General features: G+C 72.7%; 17 protein-coding genes. 9 read left to right on the top strand and 8 right to left on the bottom strand.

The features are described from left to right. Positions 1-48: 48 nt before the first annotated feature. The 3 genes from QRX60_RS31645 (at position 49) to QRX60_RS31635 (ending at position 3,366) form a co-directional block, all read left to right on the top strand. The gene (locus tag QRX60_RS31645; RefSeq protein ID WP_285995089.1) at positions 49-600 is read left to right on the top strand and encodes a TetR/AcrR family transcriptional regulator; all 552 of its coding nucleotides are present in this window, start codon (positions 49-51) and stop codon (positions 598-600) included. Positions 601-814: 214 nt separating this feature from the next. After that, positions 815-2,020 carry an LLM class flavin-dependent oxidoreductase gene (locus QRX60_RS31640; RefSeq protein WP_285995088.1) on the top strand — a complete coding sequence of 402 codons (1,206 nt, stop codon included), beginning with the start codon at positions 815-817 and terminating at the stop codon, positions 2,018-2,020. 11 nt (positions 2,021-2,031) lie between these two features. Then, positions 2,032-3,366 (top strand): NtaA/DmoA family FMN-dependent monooxygenase, encoded by a 1,335-nt coding sequence (locus tag QRX60_RS31635; RefSeq protein WP_285995087.1) that lies wholly within the window; start codon positions 2,032-2,034, stop codon positions 3,364-3,366. A gap of 12 nt (positions 3,367-3,378) precedes the next feature. Here QRX60_RS31635 and QRX60_RS31630 read toward each other — a convergent pair whose 3' ends face one another. Continuing rightward, positions 3,379-4,266: an ABC transporter substrate-binding protein gene (locus QRX60_RS31630; RefSeq protein WP_285995086.1), complete on the bottom strand. Its 888-nt coding sequence runs from the start codon at positions 4,264-4,266 to the stop codon at positions 3,379-3,381. 256 nt (positions 4,267-4,522) lie between these two features. On the opposite strand from QRX60_RS31630, the gene QRX60_RS31625 reads away from it, so the two are divergent. Next, the gene (locus tag QRX60_RS31625; RefSeq protein WP_286003676.1) at positions 4,523-5,740 is read left to right on the top strand and encodes an IS110 family RNA-guided transposase; all 1,218 of its coding nucleotides are present in this window, start codon (positions 4,523-4,525) and stop codon (positions 5,738-5,740) included. Positions 5,741-5,763: 23 nt separating this feature from the next. Here QRX60_RS31625 and QRX60_RS31620 read toward each other — a convergent pair whose 3' ends face one another. The 3 genes from QRX60_RS31620 to QRX60_RS31610 form a co-directional block, all read right to left on the bottom strand. Then, positions 5,764-6,492, bottom strand: a complete 729-nt coding sequence (locus QRX60_RS31620) for an SDR family NAD(P)-dependent oxidoreductase (RefSeq protein WP_285995085.1) — start codon at positions 6,490-6,492, stop codon at positions 5,764-5,766. A gap of 26 nt (positions 6,493-6,518) precedes the next feature. Then, positions 6,519-7,139, bottom strand: a complete 621-nt coding sequence (locus QRX60_RS31615) for a TetR/AcrR family transcriptional regulator (RefSeq protein ID WP_285995084.1) — start codon at positions 7,137-7,139, stop codon at positions 6,519-6,521. A gap of 126 nt (positions 7,140-7,265) precedes the next feature. Further along, positions 7,266-8,855, bottom strand: a complete 1,590-nt coding sequence (locus QRX60_RS31610; protein WP_285995083.1) for a phospholipid carrier-dependent glycosyltransferase — start codon at positions 8,853-8,855, stop codon at positions 7,266-7,268. 358 nt (positions 8,856-9,213) lie between these two features. Between QRX60_RS31610 and QRX60_RS31605 the strand changes: the two genes are divergently transcribed. From QRX60_RS31605 to QRX60_RS31595, 3 genes are all read left to right on the top strand, one after another. Continuing rightward, positions 9,214-10,743, top strand: a complete 1,530-nt coding sequence (locus QRX60_RS31605; RefSeq protein WP_285995082.1) for an alpha/beta hydrolase — start codon at positions 9,214-9,216, stop codon at positions 10,741-10,743. Between the two features lie 114 nt (positions 10,744-10,857). Next, a complete protein-coding gene (locus QRX60_RS31600; protein ID WP_285995081.1) occupies positions 10,858-12,018 on the top strand; it encodes a sensor histidine kinase in 1,161 nt (386 codons plus the stop codon). Next, entirely contained in the window at positions 12,015-12,689 is a 675-nt protein-coding gene (locus QRX60_RS31595) for a response regulator (protein WP_285995080.1), read from the top strand. Before QRX60_RS31600 ends, QRX60_RS31595 begins: the two co-directional genes overlap by 4 nt. Here QRX60_RS31595 and QRX60_RS31590 read toward each other — a convergent pair. Further along, on the bottom strand, positions 12,673-13,494 hold the full coding sequence (locus QRX60_RS31590) for a CPBP family intramembrane glutamic endopeptidase (RefSeq protein WP_285995079.1): 822 nt from the start codon (positions 13,492-13,494) through the stop codon (positions 12,673-12,675). The genes QRX60_RS31595 and QRX60_RS31590 overlap by 17 nt on opposite strands. Positions 13,495-13,844: 350 nt before the next feature. On the opposite strand from QRX60_RS31590, the gene QRX60_RS31585 reads away from it, so the two are divergent. Then, positions 13,845-15,086: a PHB depolymerase family esterase gene (locus QRX60_RS31585; protein WP_285995078.1), complete on the top strand. Its 1,242-nt coding sequence runs from the start codon at positions 13,845-13,847 to the stop codon at positions 15,084-15,086. 42 nt (positions 15,087-15,128) lie between these two features. Here QRX60_RS31585 and QRX60_RS31580 read toward each other — a convergent pair whose 3' ends face one another. Together QRX60_RS31580 and QRX60_RS31575 are read right to left on the bottom strand one after the other, a co-directional pair. Further along, positions 15,129-15,494 carry an HPF/RaiA family ribosome-associated protein gene (locus tag QRX60_RS31580; RefSeq protein ID WP_285995077.1) on the bottom strand — a complete coding sequence of 122 codons (366 nt, stop codon included), beginning with the start codon at positions 15,492-15,494 and terminating at the stop codon, positions 15,129-15,131. 70 nt (positions 15,495-15,564) lie between these two features. After that, entirely contained in the window at positions 15,565-16,173 is a 609-nt protein-coding gene (locus QRX60_RS31575; protein ID WP_285995076.1) for a hypothetical protein, read from the bottom strand. Positions 16,174-16,372: 199 nt separating this feature from the next. Here QRX60_RS31575 and QRX60_RS31570 point away from each other — a divergent pair, with 199 nt between their 5' ends. Beyond that, positions 16,373-16,591 (top strand): hypothetical protein, encoded by a 219-nt coding sequence (locus QRX60_RS31570; RefSeq protein WP_285995075.1) that lies wholly within the window; start codon positions 16,373-16,375, stop codon positions 16,589-16,591. 9 nt (positions 16,592-16,600) lie between these two features. Here the strand turns inward: QRX60_RS31570 and QRX60_RS31565 are convergent, their stop codons facing one another. Beyond that, positions 16,601-18,097: a glycosyltransferase gene (locus tag QRX60_RS31565; protein WP_285995074.1), complete on the bottom strand. Its 1,497-nt coding sequence runs from the start codon at positions 18,095-18,097 to the stop codon at positions 16,601-16,603. Positions 18,098-18,133 lie beyond the last annotated feature (36 nt).

Genomic DNA, 18,133 nt, shown 5'->3' with positions numbered 1-18,133 from the left:
TCACACGCTACGGAGCACCGCTCCGCCCGTCAACCCGCAGGAGAGGCCGTGCCGGAAAGCAACCGCGAACTGCTCCTGACCGCGGCGCGGGAAGCCTTCGCGGCCGAAGGCACCCTGGCATCGCTGCGGGACGTCGCCCGGCGCGCGGGCGTCGGGATCGGCACGCTGTACCGGCACTTCCCCACCCGGGAGGCGCTGCTCGAGGCGGTGCTGGACCGCAGGTTCGCCGAGCTGCGCGAACGGGCGGAGGAGCTGCTCGGCGCACCGCCGCAGGAGGCCCTGCTGACCTGGCTGACCGAGGTGGCCGCCGGCGCCCGCACCTACCTGGGCCTCCCCCAGTCGATCATGGCGGCGCTGGCGGACGAGGGCTCCGCGCTGCACGCGTCCTGCATGACGATGCGCGCGGCGGGCGAAACCCTGCTCACGCGCGCCCAGCGGGCCGGTGCCGTCCGCGGTGACCTCACGATCTTCGAGGTGATCTCGCTCGTTCTCGGTGTGGCCTGGGCAGCGCAACAGCCGGGCGGCACCGAGGACCTGCTGCCGCGCCTGCTGTCCACGGCGATGCACGGGATGACGACGCCGGCCCGGAGTCCCGGCTGACGGACACCGGCCAGGCGGCCACGTGCCACGGGAGTCCGATGTGGACGGTCGGCGGGCCGCACCGGAGCGTCCCGGCACCCGCCGGCCCGGACGCGGATGAGCGGCCCCCGCGAATATTCCGGCCGACGGCACCGTCCCAGCAGTTGGCCGTTTCCGCCCGGCGTCCGGAATCCGGCGCACACTGCCGGTAGCGAGCCGAGCGAAGGGACACGGGATGGCGTCAGGAAACGGACCACGGATCGCCGTCGCGCTGGACGGGGCCGGGTGGCACCCGGCCGCGTGGCGCGAACCCGGGGCACGGCCGGGTGAGCTGCTCACCGCCGGCTACTGGACCGGCCTGGTCCGGGAGGCCGAGGCCGCCAAGCTGGACTTCGTCACCTTCGAAGACTCGCTGGCCCTGCAGACCGTGAGCGCCCTCGACCGGCCGGGCGAGCGGACCGACATCGTCCAGGGACGGCTCGACGCGGTGCTGATCGCGGCCCGCGTCGCGCCGCTGACCTCGCACATCGGGCTCGTGCCGACCGCGGTGGTCACCCACACCGAGCCGTTCCACCTGTCGAAGGCCATCGCCACGCTCGACTACGTCAGCACCGGCCGCGCCGGCGTCCGCGTGCAGGTCGCCGGGCGCGCCGCCGAAAACCGGCACTTCGGCCGCCGCGAGCTCGGCGAATTCCGCCTCGAGGACTCGGCCGAGCCGGACCGGCCCAGTCAGCTGAACGACCTCTTCGACGAGGCCGCGGACTACGTCGAGGTGCTGCGCCGGCTGTGGGACAGCTGGGAGGACGACGCCGAGATCCGCGACGTCGCGACCGGCCGGTTCGTCGACCGCGAGAAGCTGCACTACATCGACTTCACCGGCCGGTGGTTCTCGGTCAAGGGCCCGTCGATCACGCCGCGGCCGCCGCAGGGCCAGCCCCTCGTCACGGCGCTCGCCCACGCCGCCGTCCCCTACCGGCTCGCCGCCCGCTCCGCCGACGTCGTCTACGTGACACCGTCCGACCGCGAACAGGCCGCGACGATCGTCACCGAGGTCCGCGCCGAGCAGGAACGGGCCGGCCGCGGCGGCGAGCCGCTGCACGTCTTCGGCGATCTCGTCGTCTTCCTCGGCGAGACCGCGCAAGCCGCCGCCGACCGCAAGGCCCGGCTCGACGAGCTGTCCGGCGCGGAGTACACCTCCGACGCGCACGTCTTCACCGGCACGCCCGCGGGTCTCGCCGACCTGCTGCTCGACTGGCAGACCGGCGGGCTCTCCGGTTTCCGGCTGCGGCCGGGCGCGGTGCCCCACGACCTGACCGCCGTCACCCGGGGCCTGGTGCCCGAACTCCGGGCCCGCGGGGCCTTCCGCTCCGAGTACGAGGCGAGCACCCTGCGCGGGCTGCTCGGTCTCGCCCGGCCCGCCAACCGCTACGCCGCCGTCTGAGGAGGCCTGAGATGTCCCGCAAGCAGATCCACCTCGCGGCGCACTTCCCCGGTGTCAACAACACGACCGTGTGGAGCGACCCCGAGGCCGGCAGCCACATCGAGTTCAGCTCGTTCGTCAAGCTCGCGCAGACCGCCGAGCGCGCGAAGTTCGACTTCTTCTTCCTGGCCGAGGGCCTGCGGTTGCGCGAGCAGGGCGGGCAGATCTACGACCTCGACGTCGTCGGCCGGCCCGACACCTTCACCGTGCTGTCCGCGCTGGCCGCGGTCACCGAGCGGCTCGGCCTGGCCGGCACGATCAACTCGACGTTCAACGAGCCGTTCGAGGTGGCCCGCCAGTTCGCGTCCCTCGACCACCTCTCCGCGGGCCGCGCCGCCTGGAACGTCGTCACGTCGTGGGACGCCTTCACCGGGGAGAACTTCCGCCGCGGCGGGTTCCTCCCCCAGGACCAGCGCTACGAGCGCGCCGAGACGTTCCTGCGCACCGCCTGGGAGCTGTTCGACTCCTGGCGCGGCGACGAGATCGCCGCCGACGCCGGAACCGGGGTGTTCCTGCGCGATCCGGCCGCGGGCGCCTTCGCCCACCACGACGCGCACTTCGCCATCGAGGGCCGGTTCCCGGTGCCGCGCAGCCCCCAGGGCCGGCCGGTGATCATCCAGGCCGGCGACTCCGAGGAGGGGCGGGAGTTCGCCGCGGCGACCGCGGACGCGATCTTCAGCCGCTACGGCACCCTCGAAGCCGGGCAGGCGTTCTACTCCGACGTCAAGGGACGGCTGGCGAAGTACGGCCGCACGCCGGAGCAGCTGGTGATCCTGCCCGCGGCGACGTTCGTACTCGGCGACACCGACGCCGACGCCCACGAGCGCGCGCACGTCGTGCGGCTGCAGCAGGTCAGCGGGCAGACCGCGATCAAGTTCCTCGAACAGGTCTGGAACACCGACCTCGCCGGGCACGACCCGGACGGGCCACTGCCCTCGACCGACCCGGTGGTCGACGGGTCGACGATCGCCCCGGGCCGCGCCAGCGTCCGGATGTACCGCGACCCGCTGGCGACGGCCCGCGAGTGGCGGCAGCTCGCGGAGGCGAAGAACCTCTCCACCCGGGAGCTGATCGTCGAGGTCACCGGCCGCCAGACGTTCATCGGCTCGCCCGCGACCGTGGCCGCCGCGATCGACGACCTGGTCCAGGCCGACGCGAGCGACGGGTTCATCCTCGTCCCGCACGTCACCCCCGGCGGGCTCGACGAGTTCGCCGACACGGTCGTGCCGCTGCTGCAGGAACGCGGCTCGTTCCGGGCCGAGTACACCGGCGAGACGCTGCGCGAGCACCTCGGGCTGGACGCCTGAAGGCCTTCCTCGTCACGCCCGGTCCGCCGTGGCGGCCACCGCGGGACGGTAGAACTCCGCCGCGGCCACGGTTTCCGGCACGCCGAGTTCGCCGGCGACCGCGGTGATGGCAGCCGCGCCGGTGGCGAGGTCGGGCCGGCCGTCGGTGGTGAAATACGGTGCGATGAAAGCGTCGTAGTGGGCGCGGGCCTCGTCCGCGGTGTGGCCGCCCAGGAACGTCCGGATGTGCCGCACGGTGGTGTCCGGATCCTCGTGGATCACCCGCAGGGCGCGGCGGTGGGCGCGGACGACGGCCTGGACCGCCGGGTCGTCCGGCGACACGTGCGTCGGGTCGACCGCCACGCCCACGGTGGGGATCCGGAAGTGGTCGCCGACCCAGGCCAGTACCTGCCAGCCGTTCTCCGCGGCGACCGCCTCCGGGGCCATGGTGCTGCCGACGTAGGCGGCGTCGATCGTGCCGTCGCGCAGCCCGCGCAGGTCCATGCCGTAGTCGCCGGGCGGCCGCACGACGCACCGGACGTCGCGGTCGGGGTCGAGCCCGGCCCGGCGCAGCACGATGCGGGCGAAGCAGCCGGGCGCGGTGTGCGGGGCGTGCACCGCCAGCCGCTTGCCGGCCAGGTCGGCCAGGGACGCACCGGACCGGGCGAGGAACCAGAACAGCGGACGGTCGGTGTTGACGGTCAGCCCGACCCAGGGGATGCCGTCGGTCAGCCGGGACAGCAGCGCGCGGCCGAGCCCGATGGTCGCGCCGCGGCGCAGCCGCTCGATGTCCCAGTCGCAGCCGTCGCGCAGCGCGACGTGCACGTCCTCCTCGGCGTAGAAGTCCTCCTGGTCGGCGATGTGGGCGACGAGTTCCTCGTGCAGGCCCCGGCCGACGTAGGCCAGATCGATGGTGTGCATGACCGTCCTAATCAGTTCTGGGAGTGAGCCATCCGGCAGACTCCTGGTCGGTAGCCGGCCGGCAGGTGAGCACTCGACAGTCCTGGACGCGTGAGTCCTGATGAGAGACCGTGCCCCTGCTGGTTGGCTGGGAGAGTTGATCGCTACTGGGATGTCGTGCCCCGCGTGTTACCGGCGGGAGCACTGTTTGATTAGGTCGCTGATGGTTCTCCCGCCGGCTGCTCAAGGGTGATCGAGATCGGGAGGATCGTTGCGGCTGTTCGTAGGAGACGACTGGGCTGAAGACCATCACGATGTGGAGGTGATGGACGGCTCCGGCCGCAGACTGGTCAAGGCCCGGCTGCCCGAAGGCGTGACGGGGATGACTCGGTTGCACACGATGATCGGTGAGCTGGCCGGAGACGACGCCGATGAGGTCGAGGTGCTGGTCGGTATCGAGACCGACCGAGGACCCTGGGTCGCGGCGCTGGTCGCTGCCGGTTACACGGTGCTGGCGGTCAACCCGTTGCAGGCGGCCAGGTTCCGCGACCGGCTGGGAGTCTCGGGCGCTAAAAGCGACGCCGGCGACGCGCACGTGCTGGCTGACATGGTGCGCACCCACGGCCACGAGTTGCGGCCGGTCGCCGGGGACTCCGCGCGGGCCGAGGCCGTCAAGGTCGTGACCCGTACCCATAAAACCCTGATCTGGGAACGGACTCGCCACACCCAGCGGTTGCGGCACGCGCTGCGGGACTACTTTCCCGCCGCGCTGGTCGCGTTCACCGACCTCGACGCCGCCGACACTCTGGAACTGCTGGCCAAAGCCCCCACCCCGGCTCAGGCCGCCCGGCTGACGATCGCGCAGATCAGCGGCGCGTTGAAGCGGGCGCGCCGCAAGAGCATCGCCGGGAAAGCGGCGGAGATCCAGGCCGCGCTGCGCGCCGAGCACCTCACCCAGCCGGATGTCGTGGCCGCTGCCCACGCCGCCTCGGTCCAGGCGCTGATCGCGGTCCTGACCGTCTTGGACGCTCAGGTCAAGACCTTGCAGGGGCAGGTCGAGGCCTATTTTGGGCAGCACCCGGCCGCTGAGATCATCGCGTCCCAGCCTGGTCTGGGGCCGATCCTCGGCGCCCGGGTGCTCGCAGAGTTCGGCGACGACCCCGACCGCTATGCCACCGCCAAGGCCCGCAAGAACTACGCCGGGACTTCTCCGATCACCCGAGCCTCGGGCAAGAAGAAGGTCGCGCTGGCCCGGTTCGTGCACAACGACCGGCTCATCGACGCCCTGCTGACCCAGGCGTTCAGCGCGCTCAGACGCTCGCCCGGCGCACGCGCCTGCTACGACCGGCACCGAGCCCGCGGCGCCGGCCACAACGCCGCTCTGCGCCAGCTCGCCAACCGCCTCGTCGGGATCCTGCATGGCTGCCTCAAAACCGGCACCCTCTACGACGAGACAACCGCCTGGTCGCATCACCCCGAGAACATCGCTGCTTGACATCTACGCTCCTGGGATGTCTCTCAGTACATCGCCATGCCGCCGTTGACCGCGGCGGTGGTGCCGGTCATGAAGGCGTTGTCCTCACCGGCGTAGAACGCGACCACGTTCGCCACGTCGGCCGGAACGGCCAGCCGGCCCAGCGGGGTGGCGGCCACCTGCCGCCGCTTCTGCTCGTCGTCGAGCACCTGCGAGATCTTGGTCTCGGCCACCGGCCCGGGTTCGACGACGTTGACGGTGATGCCCCGCGGTCCCAGTTCCTGGGCGAGGTAGCGGGCGAACTGGGCGAGCGCGGCCTTGGCCGTGCCCAGCGCGATCATGCCCGCCCGCGGCTGCCGGCTCAGGCCGGTGCCGAGGTAGATCAGCCGGCCCCACCCCTGGTCGGTCATGGCGGGCAGCACGGCCTTCGTGACCACGAACGCCGCGCGGAGCTCGTCGTCGAGCTTGCCGCCCAGTTCGTCCCAGGTCATGTCCTGGAACGGTTTGATCGCGTACGGGGTGAGCGCGTTGTGCACCAGCACGTCGACGCCGCCGCCCCAGGTTTCCCGGACGCGGCCGAGCAGGGCGTCGACCGCCGCCGCGTCGCGCACGTCGGCCCGGACGGCGATGGCCTGGCCGCCCGCGGCCTCGATCCCGGCGACGACCTCCCCGGCCGCCTCGGCGCTGTGCAGGTAGTTGACCACCACCCGCATGCCGCGTTCGGCCAGCAGCCGCGCGGTGGCCGCGCCGATCCCGCTGCTGGATCCGGTCACCACTGCGACCCTGCCGGGTGCCCTGGTCATGACGTGACCTCGCTTTCGCCGCCGGGGCGCAGCGCCCCGTGGAGGATGGTGTCGACGGTCGCGCGGAGCAGATCGGCCGCGGTGCAGCCGAGTTCGCGCGGCAGTGCCGAGTTCAGCAGCCGCTCCACCGCGCCGCGGGTGATCTCGCCGAGCAGTTCGGGAGGCGCGGAGAGCAGTCCGCGCCGGTGCCCGTCGCGGAAGAGGGCGTCGAGGCGCTGGTAGACGACCGCGTCGATGCGCTGTTCCACGTGCCGGCGCAGGACCGCGTCCCCGCGCCCGGTCGCGAGCTGGGCCGCGCCGATCCGGCCGAGCTCACCGCCCGCCGCGATCAGGAACTGCCGTACCTGCTCGCCGAACGGCCGGTCGCGGGTTTCCTCGGCCGCCGCGGCCAAGGTGCGCTCGATCGCCCCGAACTGCCGGTCGAGCACGGCGGTCATCAGGCTGTGCTTGTCGGGGAAGTGCCGGTAGATCGTCTTCTTGGCCATCCCCAGGTCACGAGCCAGCTCGTCCAGGTTGACCCGCCCCGGGCCGGGCGTGAGGAACAGCCGCCCGGCCGCGTCGAGGATCAGCTCGGCGCGACCCTGCTCGGAACCCTGGGAAACTTTTTCCGTTTCCATAGTTTCTATGCTGGCCGGGCACCCTGGCGCTGTCAAGGCGCGACGTCACTCGTGTGGGGACCCCCACTCGGCTGATGTCCCGGCCCCGCGGCGCCGTCGGCGTGCTCGACCGCTCCGGGGTCCGGGCTACGGGCGGCGGTTGATCGAGATGGCGTGGCCGACCTCGTCGATCGGCGTGCTGCCGTCGATCAGCGCCCGGAGCCGGCCGTCCGCCCTGACGGCGGCGGAATCCGACACCACGAGCAGGCCGCGGACCCGCTCGGGCGGCACGGTGAGCGGGTCGCCGGCGTCGATGCCGTAGGCGGACGGCACGCCGCTTCCCTTGTAGACGAGCCAGATCCGCTCGCCCGGGTACCGCTGCCGCAGGCGCTCGGCCAGCCGGCCCAGGTCCTGGCCCCAGTCGACGTTCGAGTCGTGGAGGCGCAGGTGGGTCTCGACCGGCCCGCCGAACGCCTCGTTGGAGTACGGCAGGTAGTACGGGAACGTCCACAGTGAACTGATCGCGGCGAAGCCGGCCAGAGCCGCTGCCGCGACGTACGCCCACCGTCGGCGCGGGGCGACCACGCCGGCCGCCGCGACCGCCAGGAACATCGGCACGAAGACCGCGTACCGGACGCCGAGGTCGCGGTGGCTGGTCATGGCCGCGGCCAGCAGCACGGCCGCGGGAAGGACGACGTACGGCGCAGACCGGCGCAGCCGGGGAACCGCCACCGTCACGACGGCACCGGCCAGCCCGAGTGCCAGCGTGCCCAGCGGCGTCTTCACCAGCAGCGCGGCCGGCAGGTAGTACCACAGCGAACCGAAGTAGTGCCTGCCGAACAGGAAGCCGCCCCACACCTGGTCTTCGAAGCCGAACTGGACGCGAACCCCGTCCCGGTACGGCGCGGGGAACGGCAGCCAGTCCACGAGCGCGCGCAGGCCGTGCACGGCGGGCAGGCCCGAGGGCGGATCCCAGCGCAGCCGCGGATCCACGGCGAGGTAGGAGATCCACACCACGGCGACAGCGGTCAGCGCCACCGCCGCGAGCGCCGGGAGGGGCCTGAGGAGCCAGGACGTCCGGCTCGCGCCGGGGTCGCCCGTGCGGCGGGCCTGCCGGACGGACAGCACGACGAGCAGCAGCACCACCGGAACCGCGGCCAGCGCGCTCATCTTCGTGGCGAGCGCCGCCCCGAGGGCGAGTCCCGACAGCGGGAGGTGGAGGACGGGACGGCGCCGGGCCCGCCACAGCAGCCAGACCGACGTCAGCACGAAGCCGGCCACCGGCACGTCGAGCGTGGCCAGTGCTCCGTTCGCGATGACGTCCGGGGAGAACGCGTACAGGGCGAGCGCCACCAGCCCGCCGGCCGGGCCGGTCAGCTCACGCGCGAACAGGAAGACGACCAGGCCGAACAGCAGCGTCAGCACGATCACCGGCAGCCGCGCCAGGAGCAGCAGCCGGGCCGGGTCGTGGCCCGACTCGTACAGCACGTGCCGGCCGAGCTGCGACTGGTCGCCGGCGAAGGCCGGGTCGAGGTGGACATCGGCGAAGGCCAGTCCGGTCGCGATGATCAGCTTGCCCAGCGGGGGGTGCTCCGGGTTGTACCGCAGGCTGTGCTGCTCCAGGTAGACGACCGCCGTTCCCACGTAGACGGGCTCGTCGATCGTCGGACTCTGTTCCACGGCCGTCGTGATCATCGCGACGGCCAGCTCGGCCAGGAGCGCGACCACGACGAGCACGAACGCCCACCGCCGATACCGCCCCGGCCACCCGGACCGCCCGGGGGAAGCCCGCCTGCCGCCGGCAGGTCTTCCGGGATCGCCTCGCCCGGAGGCCGGCTCGTGAGGGACGACACCCCGGGCCCTTCCTGATCAGTCCACATCGGACAGTGCGGGTCACCGATACCGCTCCGCACCGGCTTTTGTCCCCCGAGCGAGCTACCGGAGCTGCTCACTCCGGGGTGACTTCCGCACCGCCTCGTTCCCGATAGCTTCGGCGCCGCCAACACGGCCGACGGACCGAACCGGCCCGCCGGCGTTGCGATCGGAGGGCGAACACATGACCAAGGTACGCAGGTCCGGGGCACGGGGCCACCGGGTGGCCACGGCATTGGCGGTCACCGCACTGACCGTGCTCGGCGTGGCCGCCTGCGACAGCGCGGACGACGAAGACCCCGCATCGAGCGCGCCGCCGCCCGCGGCCCTCGCGTGGGGACCGTGCCCGGCACCGGCGCCGGGAACGACCCGGGATCCCCGGCTCACCTGCGCGAAGGTGCGGGTCCCGCTCGACTACGGCCACTCCGGCGGCACGTCGATCGAGGTCACCGTCTCCCGGCTGGCCGCCGCCGACGCCACGAAGCGCCACGGCGTCCTGGTGCTGAACCCGGGCGGCCCGGCGCTGCCGGGTCTCGACACACCCGGTGCGATGGCGCCGTCGCTGCCGAAGTCCGTCCTGGACGGCTACGACCTGATCGGCTTCGACCCGCGCGGTGTCGGGACCAGCACCCCGCAGAGCTGCGGCCTCGAAAACCCCGGTGTCGCCGGTCTCTTCCCCTACCCCGCCGCCGACGGCTCGATCGACGCGAACGTCCGGGCCGCCCGCGCCACGGCCGGGAAGTGTGCCGCCAAGACCGGGGAGAACCTGCGGTACTTCACCACCGCCAACACCGCCCGCGACCTCGACCGCGTCCGCCAAGCACTCGGCGAAGCGAAGATCTCCTACTGGGGCCAGTCCTACGGCACCTACCTCGGGACCGTCTACAGCACGCTGTTCCCGGACCGGACCGACCGGATGATCCTGGAAGGCAACGTCGATCCCGCCCACGTGTGGGCCGGAGAGGCGGAGAGCTGGGGCAAGGGCATGGCCGACCGGTTCCCCGACGCGGCCGCCGTCGCCGCCGGGCAGAACGGCGTCCTCGGGCTCGGCGCCACCCCCGCCGACGTCACCCGGACCTACCTCGCGCTCGCCGACCGGCTCGACCACCAGCCGGCACCGGTGCCGGGCACGCCGCAATCGTTGAGCGGGGCGATGCTGCGCGCTGTCACCTACGCGCTGCTGATCCACAACGACACCCTGCCGGTGCTCGCGCAGGTCTGGAAGGCCGCGGCCGATCTGGCCGGCGGTCACCTCACCGAGGCCGACGGCAAGGTGCTGCAGCAGGTGTTCGCCGACACCGCGGCCGCCCCGGGCGTGCCCGCGGACAACCAGGCGACCCTGTTCCTGGCCCTCACCTGCGGTGACGCCGAGTGGTCCCACGACGTCGGCGACTACGCCCGGCGCACCGCCGCCGACCGGAAGGCGTGGCCCCTGACCGCGGGCATGCCGGCGAACATCTGGCCGTGCGCGTTCTGGCCGCAGCCGGTCGAGAAGCCGGTCACCGTGACCGGCGAAGGCGCGCGGAACACGCTGATCCTGCAGAACCGCCGCGACCACGCCACTCCCTGGGAGTCCGGCCTGGGACTGCGCCGCGAACTGGGGAACCGCGCCGCCTTCGTCGGGGTGGACAACGGCGGGCACTACGTCTACCACGAAGGCTCGGCCTGCGCCGACAACGCGACCGTGGCCTTCCTCGACAGCGGGCGGCTGCCGGACCGGGATCTCGACTGCACCGACGTCACGCGGCAGTGACCGCCCCGGCCCGGAAGTCGTGACGGGCACCCTGATGGTCGTAAGGGCCATCAGGGTGCCCTTCAGGACGTCCGGGGCACCCGCGCAGGGCCCGCCCTCGCTAGGCTCCCGGCCATGCCGACGCTGGGACGTCTCCGGAACCGATGGGCGGCGGTCACCCCGCGGGCCCGGGACCGGGCACTCGCCGCGGCCGTCACGGCCGCGACGTTCGTGCCGGGACTCGACATGCTCGGCGCCCAGTTCGGTGACCTGCCGAGGCACGACGGCGGTTTCCTCGCCGTCGTGCTGGTGCTCGGGCAGACGCTCCCGCTGGCGGTGCGCAGCCGGTGGCCCGCCGCGACCCTCGCGATCACCGCGACCTGTTTCGGGGCGCACGAAATACTCGCGTATTCCCCCTCGATCGGCAGTCTGGCGCTGTACTTCGCGCTCTATTCCGCCGGGGCGCGCGAGGAGCGGTTCCGCCGGGCACTGCCCGCGGCGGCGTCGGCGGGGTACGTCGTCTTCGCGGTCCTGGTCACCTGGCGCGGATCACCGTCGAGCTGGCTCACCTTCGGCGTCTACTACGCGGTGCTGGTCCTGTTCTGGGCGCTGGGCGCCTTGGTGCGGCAGCGGCGGCGGGACGAGGCCGAACGGCGGCGGCTCACCGCCCGGGCCGCGGCGGCCGACGAGCGCGCGCGGCTCGCCCGCGAGCTGCACGACGTCGTCACCCACCACGTGACGGCGATGGTGGTCCAGGCCGACGCGGCGCGCTTCCTCCCGTCCGAACGCTTTCCCGAAGTGTTCGCCACCATCACCGGCTCGGGGCGCGACGCCCTCACCGAACTGCGGTTCCTGCTCGGCGTCCTCGAAGCGACCGGCGCGCGCACGCCGGGCCTGAGCGCGCTGCGCGGCCTCGTCGAGCAGCCGGGCCGGGTGGTCGAGCTGGTCGAGTCGGGAGAACGCACGGCGTTGCCGGCGGAAACCGAGCTCACCGCGTACCGGATCGTGCAGGAAGCACTGACCAACGCGGCCAAGTACGCCGCCGGCCGACCGGCGAAAGTGCACGTCGGCTACGGCGTGGACGTCCTCGAAATCGAGGTGACCACCCAGGGCCCGGCGACCGAGGCCGGCGCGCTCGGCTCCGGCGGACGCGGGCTGGCCGGGCTGCGCGACCGCGTCGACGCCCTCGGCGGCCGGTTCACCGCCGGGCCGTCGGACGACGGATTCCGCGTCAGCGCCCGGTTTCCGACGGCCGAATTCGCCGCGGCCGGGACTTCCGTGAGGAGCGGCAGATGACCGACGCCCCGATCCGCGTGCTGATCTGCGAGGACCAGGAGCTCATCCGCGCGGGGTACGTGGCCGTGCTCGGCGCCCAGCCGGACGTCGAGGTGGTGGGGCAGGCGGTGAACGGCCGCGACGCCCTCGCCGAGATCGGCCGGCTGCGCCCGGACGTCGTGGTGATGGACATCCAGATGCCGCTGCTGGACGGGATCGAGGTGACCCGCCGGGTCGCCGGCCCCGACGCGGCGACCCCGGCGAAGGTCCTGGTCGTCACGACGTTCAACGTCGACCAGTACGTCTACGACGCGTTGCGGGCCGGGGCGAGCGGGTTCCTGCTCAAGGACGCGCCCCTGGACGAGCTCGCCGAGGGGGTGCGCACGGTCGCGCGCGGCGACTCGCTGCTCTCCCCCGCGGTGACCCGGACGCTGATCGGCCGCTACGCCGACCGGATCCGGCCCGTGACGCCCGCCGGAGGACCGCTGGACCGGCTCGCGCGACGGGAGCTGGAGGTGCTGAAGCTGATCGCCGGCGGCCTGTCGAACGCCGAGATCGCGGCCGAGCTGGTGCTGAGCGTGGAGACGGTGAAGACGTACGTCTCGCGGATCCTCACCAAGCTCGACCTGCGGGACCGGGTCCAGGCCGTGGTGCTGGCCTACCGGACCGGGCTCGTCAGCGCCGCGGGATGAGCTTCGCGCGGCGCAGCAGCAGGGCCGACACCACCCCGCAGCACAGCAACGCGAACAGGCCGGCCTCCGGGCCGAACGAGCCGCCGGTGAGCGCGTCCGGTCCGGAAAGGACGGTGCGCAGCAGGCCGGGTTCGCTTTCGGCGCCGGAAACCGCGGTGCCGAACACGCCGCCCTGGAGGAAGTTCCAGGCGAAGTGCAGGCCGATCGGCAGCCACAGCGACCGCGTGGCGGTGTAGGCGACGGCGAGCATCGTGCCCCCCTCGACGGCGATGGCGAGCGTGCCCCACAGGGTGGCGTGGCCGTTGATCAGGTGCGTGAGGCCGAAGAGCAGCGACGAGACCACGATCGCGAGGACACTGCCCGCGCGCTGTTCGAGGATGCGGTGGACCACCCCGCGGAACAGCAGTTCCTCGGTCACCGCCACCGAAGCCATCGACCCGGCGACGCCCAGGCACGCCCAGAACGAGCCGCCGGAGACGTCGGCGTCGGTGAAGACGAACGCGAGCAGCATGGTCGCCACGAAGGCGCCGGCCCCGACGAGCGCGCCGCGGCTGAGCCCGCCCCAGCGGCCGGCGGCGGCCAGTTCCGTGACCTCGTCCCGGTTTTCGGCCCACCGGACCACCCGGGTGTAGGCGAAGACGGCCCCGGCGGCCGCGCCGGTCCCGGCCAGCAGGCGCAGCACCGGCACGCCGGCCACGAGCGCGTCGAGCCCGCGGGCCGCGACCAGCAGCACGGCGGTGGCGGCGAGCAGGACGGGGAACCGGAAGCGCTGCACCCGCGGCTTCCGCTCGGTGGGGCTGGTCATCGGAGTTCCTCTCGCCGGGCTTTCTGGTGTGCGGCGAGATTACGAGCGCGGCGGCGGGGGCCACATCGCTCCGTGACGGACATCCGCGGTAGCTCCCGAGGGGGACAACCGGGCGCTGACCTGGACTTCCGGGGTGCAGCAGCCCCGGGAGGCCACCACCGGACGGCCCCCGAGGACAGGAACCCCGCTCACACCACGGCGGTCGCCCTTTCGTCCGCCGCACCGGTTCGCGGCCCCGGGCCGGGGTCCGATCCGGCGATACAATGACCTGCTGGCGCATTGAGCGCCGGCCGAAGAGAGGCACACCCGGATCCACCTCATGCGCGAAGACCCACGACAAAGGAGTCCGCATGGAAAAGGTGTTCAGCCGCCGCACTGTCCTGGTCACCGGCGCGAGCCTCACCGCCGGCCTGGCGTTGCCCGGCGTCGCCCACGGCAACCAGGCAGCCGCCGTGGATTTCGTCCTCGACGCGGAAACACTCGACGGCGGCGAACAGGTCACCTCGCTCACCCTCGGCACCGCCCGGCTCGGGCCGATCGACCCGGCCTCCCTGACCACCGGCACGTTCAGCGTGCACGCGAAGGCCACCAGCCCGATCGACACCGGCGGCCAGGACGTCGGGTACGACCTCGACCGGCCCGTCACGGCCGCCCGGCTCGACCACCACGGGAACATCGTGCTCGAGCTGAGCTACGGCGAGGGGCAGACCGGCGGCGGCACCCTCGGCTACATCGGCAGCAAGGCGCGCAACGTCCGGCTCGACCTCGTCTACACCCTCACGCAGAACGTCCCCCTCCGGCTGCGGCACGGCCGGCCGGTCTCCATCGCCCGGTTCACGCAGCGCCGCCTGGCCAACCCCGAAGTCGACGCTTTCACCTATCACACTTCGCGCTCCGGAATGAAATACCGGCTGTACTCCCCCTCACCACTGCGGGGCCGGCGGCCCCTGATCGTCTGGCTGCACGGCGGCGGCGAAGGCGCTTCCCTGCCTGACGGCTACTACGACAACGAGACCACGCTGCGCGCCAACCGCGGCGCACTGGGTTTCGCCACCCGGGAAGCCCAAGCGATCTTCGACGGCGCGTACGTGGTCGCCCCGCAGTGCACCTCCGCGTGGATGGACGACGGCCCCCGGTTCGCCCCGCTCATCGACGAAATCATCCGGGACGTGGTGCGCACGCGACCGGTCGATCCCGGACGCGTCCACGTCGTCGGCTGCAGCAACGGCGGCTACATGAGCCTGAAGATGACCACCGTCTACCCCGGCACGTTCGCCGCGTCGGTGCCGATCTGCGGAGTCGTCACCGGCCGGGAGACGGGTGACCCGCCGCTGATCCCCGACGCCGAGCTGGCCGCGATCCGCACCCCGACGTGGCTGGTCGCCTCCCGCGACGACGACACCGTGGACCCGCAGGCCAACACCGTCCACGCGCACGAGCTCATCCCGCGCTCGGCGCTGACGCTCTACGACCACGTCGTCCGGAACGGCCACCGGTTCCCCGGTCACTGGTCCTGGATCTACGTCGCCCGCAACGACCCGAGCATCGGCGGCACCCACCTCTGGCAGTGGATGGCGCGCAAACACCGCTGAAGTGCGGCGGCGGGACCCTTTTCCCGCCGCCGCGAAACCTCGCTACCCGCTCACCTCGTCGGTCGTCCGGAGGTGCCGGATGGTCTCGCCGCCCTTGCGGTGGTACGCCCGGCCGTAGGTGCTTTCCAGAACGCTCTCGAGCTTGCGCACCGCGCCGCGGCACGCCTCGGCCACCGAGCCCGCGTGGTGGGTGACGGATACCGGCCGGTACCCGGCGGGCCGAGCCTCGAGCACGCACCGGCGCTCCACCCCCTCGGCCCCGGCGGCGATTTCGTCGCCGAGGTGGACGTCCAAGCGGGTGATCCGGTCGGTGAACCGGGCCAGCGTGGCCTGGATCTCGTCCTCGAGGTGCCGGACCAGTGCGTCGCCGGCGTGCACGTTCTTGTCGGTGCTGATCTGGATCTGCATACCCTGATCATCTTCGCGACGCCGGGACCGCCCCAGGACCACAGGTCCCTTGCGCCGAGGACCAAAGGCTTCACCGGGACGTGAGGCCGTGCTCCGCGCGGATGAACGGAAGGGGGTCACTGCCCGCCAGCGCACCGTTCTCCAGCCACCGGGCGAAGCCCGCCGGGTCGCGTCTTTCCAGCTCGTCCAGGAGGAGCTGGCGGACCACGGCCAGCTGGGCCCGGGCCGGGTCGTCGTCCGGGGTGCGCCGCAGCTCCTCGTGACTCCGGCGCCAGACCAGGCAGAGCTCCGCGACGTCCGCGTCGGGCAGGGCCGAGCGGATGCTCACCGATCGCCGACCGCGCGGCCCCGGGGACCGCACTCGCTTCGCGGCCCACCACCCCACCGCCGCCAGGACCGCGAGGATCCCCGAACCGAGCAGGATTCCCGCCGTCAGCAGGATCTCGGCGGCCAGGACACCCGCGACGAAGGCCGCGACGGCGGACACCGCACCCACCCGAGACGGCCGGACCCGGATCCGCTGCCCGAGGGATTCGTCGACCCGCTGCCACACCACCAGGCCGATCATCGCGCTCATGACGGCCCAGGCGAGCAGGGCGTACGACGGGAACGTGGCGAAACCGCACCAGACGAGCACGAGGGCGGTGACTCCCGTGAGAAGGGGGATCGCTCTGGTCATCACTTCACCTCGGGCTCTTCCGGTCGGGCTCGGTCATCTGGTGGTCATAGGAACCGTAACCACGCGCCGCACGTCATCGGGAGGACGCAAAGGCCCCCCTTCGAGAGTCCTTGGGCCCGACACCCCGCCGGCCTGGGCGGGGTTTCGGCCGTCGCGTCGGCGGGCACTCCGTGCGCGCGAAGACCGGAGGTGAGGACCGATGGCGAGCCGCCTGCTCCCGATCCCCGACGGCCCGCTCGGCGAGGAGTCCTTTCCCGAAGGCGTCCGGGTGAGCGTGAACGGCGGTCAGTACCACGACGCCCGCGGTGTGGTCGTCGTGGTCGATCCCGACCTGCGGCCGGGATCGGTGTGGGTCCGGCTCGACACCGGCCGCCAGGTCCTCATCCCCGGCCACCGCCTCTCCCGGCAAGGCGCGTGACCGCGGGGCTCACACGTACCCCGGCGGCGACGACACCTCCGCCGGCACGCCCCGCCCGGTCACCAGGCGCTCGTACAGGGCGATGTACTGCAGGAACGACCGCGTCCCCAGAAACCCCCGCCGCACCTGGTCGCGGGCCCGTTCGCCCATCTCCACCGCCCGCGGGGGATCGGCCAGGAGGTCGCTCACCGCGCTGCCGTACGCGGCCAGGTCCCCCGGGTCGACCAGGCGGCCGGTGCGGCCGTCGACGATCTGGTCCTGGATCCCCCCGATCCGGCTGGCCACCACCGGGCGCGCCTTCCACATGGCCTCGGCCACCGTGAGGCCGAAGCCTTCGGCGATCGACTTCTGCACCACCACCTGCGCCCGGCGCTGCAGCGCGTTGACGATGGCGGCGTTCTCCTCGAGGTCGGTCATGGGCAGGGTGACGAGGTGGACGTGCTCCCGGGCCAGCTGCGGAAGGGCCGAGTAGCACGCCATCGCCTCCTGGAGCACTTCCCCGCCCTCGGGGTCGTCGGCGACCTCGTCCACGGACGGTCCGGCCACGACCAGGTGGGCGCCGGTCGGGCCGAGCACGTGCCGCACGAACCCGTCGATCACCCCGAGCGGGTCCTTGAGCCGGTCCCAGCGCGAGACCTGCAGCACCACCGGGTCGTCCGGGGCCAGGTGGCGGGTCTCCACCACCCGGGCGCGGCGCTCGACCCGGCCCACCGTGCCGTCCAGGCGGACGAAGACCGGATCGCCGGTGCCCGGCTCGCCCTGCAGTCCCGCCGCGGCGAGGATGGCGGTCACCCGATCGTCGGCGAGGTCCTGGTTCTTGGCCGAGAACGCGTCGATCGACGGCGCGATGAGCGCGGTCTTCGCCGCGTCCAGCTGGTCCCACACGTGCTGGCGCCGGGAGAAGATGTAGGCGTCCGCCTGGCTCACGTAACCGCGCAGGAACTCCCACGCGTGGCGGGTCACCGGGGTGGCGTGGTCGATCCCGACGTGACTCCGCCAGGCGACCGGCACCCCGAGCCCCTGCAGCGCGGGGATCATCCCCGCCGTCTGCGGGTCGTGCAGCAGCACGACGTCCCCGGGCGAGATCCGGTTCGCGAGCTCCTCGCCCGCGGCGCGGGTGAACGACGAGTAGACCTCGCGGGCCTCGTCGTCGAGCGGCAGGCCGTCGCCGAAGGCCCCGTGCAGGTGGTTGTGGATCCGTTTGGTCACCGCGAAGAAAGCGGGCGTGCCGGCGACGGCCAGCCAGCGCTGCGCGATCCCCGCGCCGCGCCCGTACGCCAGCAACGAGTAGAGCATCTCGGCCACGCCCCCGCCGCGCGCGGTCGAGTTGACGTGCCACATGACGTGGTCGCCGAGCAGCTCGCGCCCGCGGGCGAACCGCTCCAGGAGGCGGTGGTAGGCCGGCGTGCCGATCAGCGGTTCGAACCGCTCGATCGCCAGCGTCCCGACCGGCGCCGGGATCAGCAGGGAACCGGATCCGGGGAACTGGGGGTCGAGGGTGGTCACGGTGTGCTCCTTGGACGGGTGGCTCGCGGCAGGGTG

Origin of the sequence: Amycolatopsis mongoliensis, assembly GCF_030285665.1 — a bacterium.
Classification (GTDB): Bacteria; Actinomycetota; Actinomycetes; order Mycobacteriales; family Pseudonocardiaceae; genus Amycolatopsis; species Amycolatopsis mongoliensis.
This window is presented reverse-complemented; position numbering and strand designations above follow the sequence as displayed.

Coding starts and splice junctions, on each gene's coding strand:
- QRX60_RS31585 (WP_285995078.1), top strand. CDS start 13,845: ATGGAAAAGGTGTTCAGCCGCCGCACTGTCCTGGTCACCGGCGCGAGC.
- QRX60_RS31590 (WP_285995079.1), bottom strand. CDS start 13,494: ATGACCAGCCCCACCGAGCGGAAGCCGCGGGTGCAGCGCTTCCGGTTC.
- QRX60_RS31570 (WP_285995075.1), top strand. CDS start 16,373: ATGGCGAGCCGCCTGCTCCCGATCCCCGACGGCCCGCTCGGCGAGGAG.
- QRX60_RS31615 (WP_285995084.1), bottom strand. CDS start 7,139: ATGGAAACGGAAAAAGTTTCCCAGGGTTCCGAGCAGGGTCGCGCCGAG.
- QRX60_RS31575 (WP_285995076.1), bottom strand. CDS start 16,173: ATGACCAGAGCGATCCCCCTTCTCACGGGAGTCACCGCCCTCGTGCTC.
- QRX60_RS31640 (WP_285995088.1), top strand. CDS start 815: ATGGCGTCAGGAAACGGACCACGGATCGCCGTCGCGCTGGACGGGGCC.
- QRX60_RS31600 (WP_285995081.1), top strand. CDS start 10,858: ATGCCGACGCTGGGACGTCTCCGGAACCGATGGGCGGCGGTCACCCCG.
- QRX60_RS31595 (WP_285995080.1), top strand. CDS start 12,015: ATGACCGACGCCCCGATCCGCGTGCTGATCTGCGAGGACCAGGAGCTC.
- QRX60_RS31630 (WP_285995086.1), bottom strand. CDS start 4,266: ATGCACACCATCGATCTGGCCTACGTCGGCCGGGGCCTGCACGAGGAA.
- QRX60_RS31580 (WP_285995077.1), bottom strand. CDS start 15,494: ATGCAGATCCAGATCAGCACCGACAAGAACGTGCACGCCGGCGACGCA.
- QRX60_RS31635 (WP_285995087.1), top strand. CDS start 2,032: ATGTCCCGCAAGCAGATCCACCTCGCGGCGCACTTCCCCGGTGTCAAC.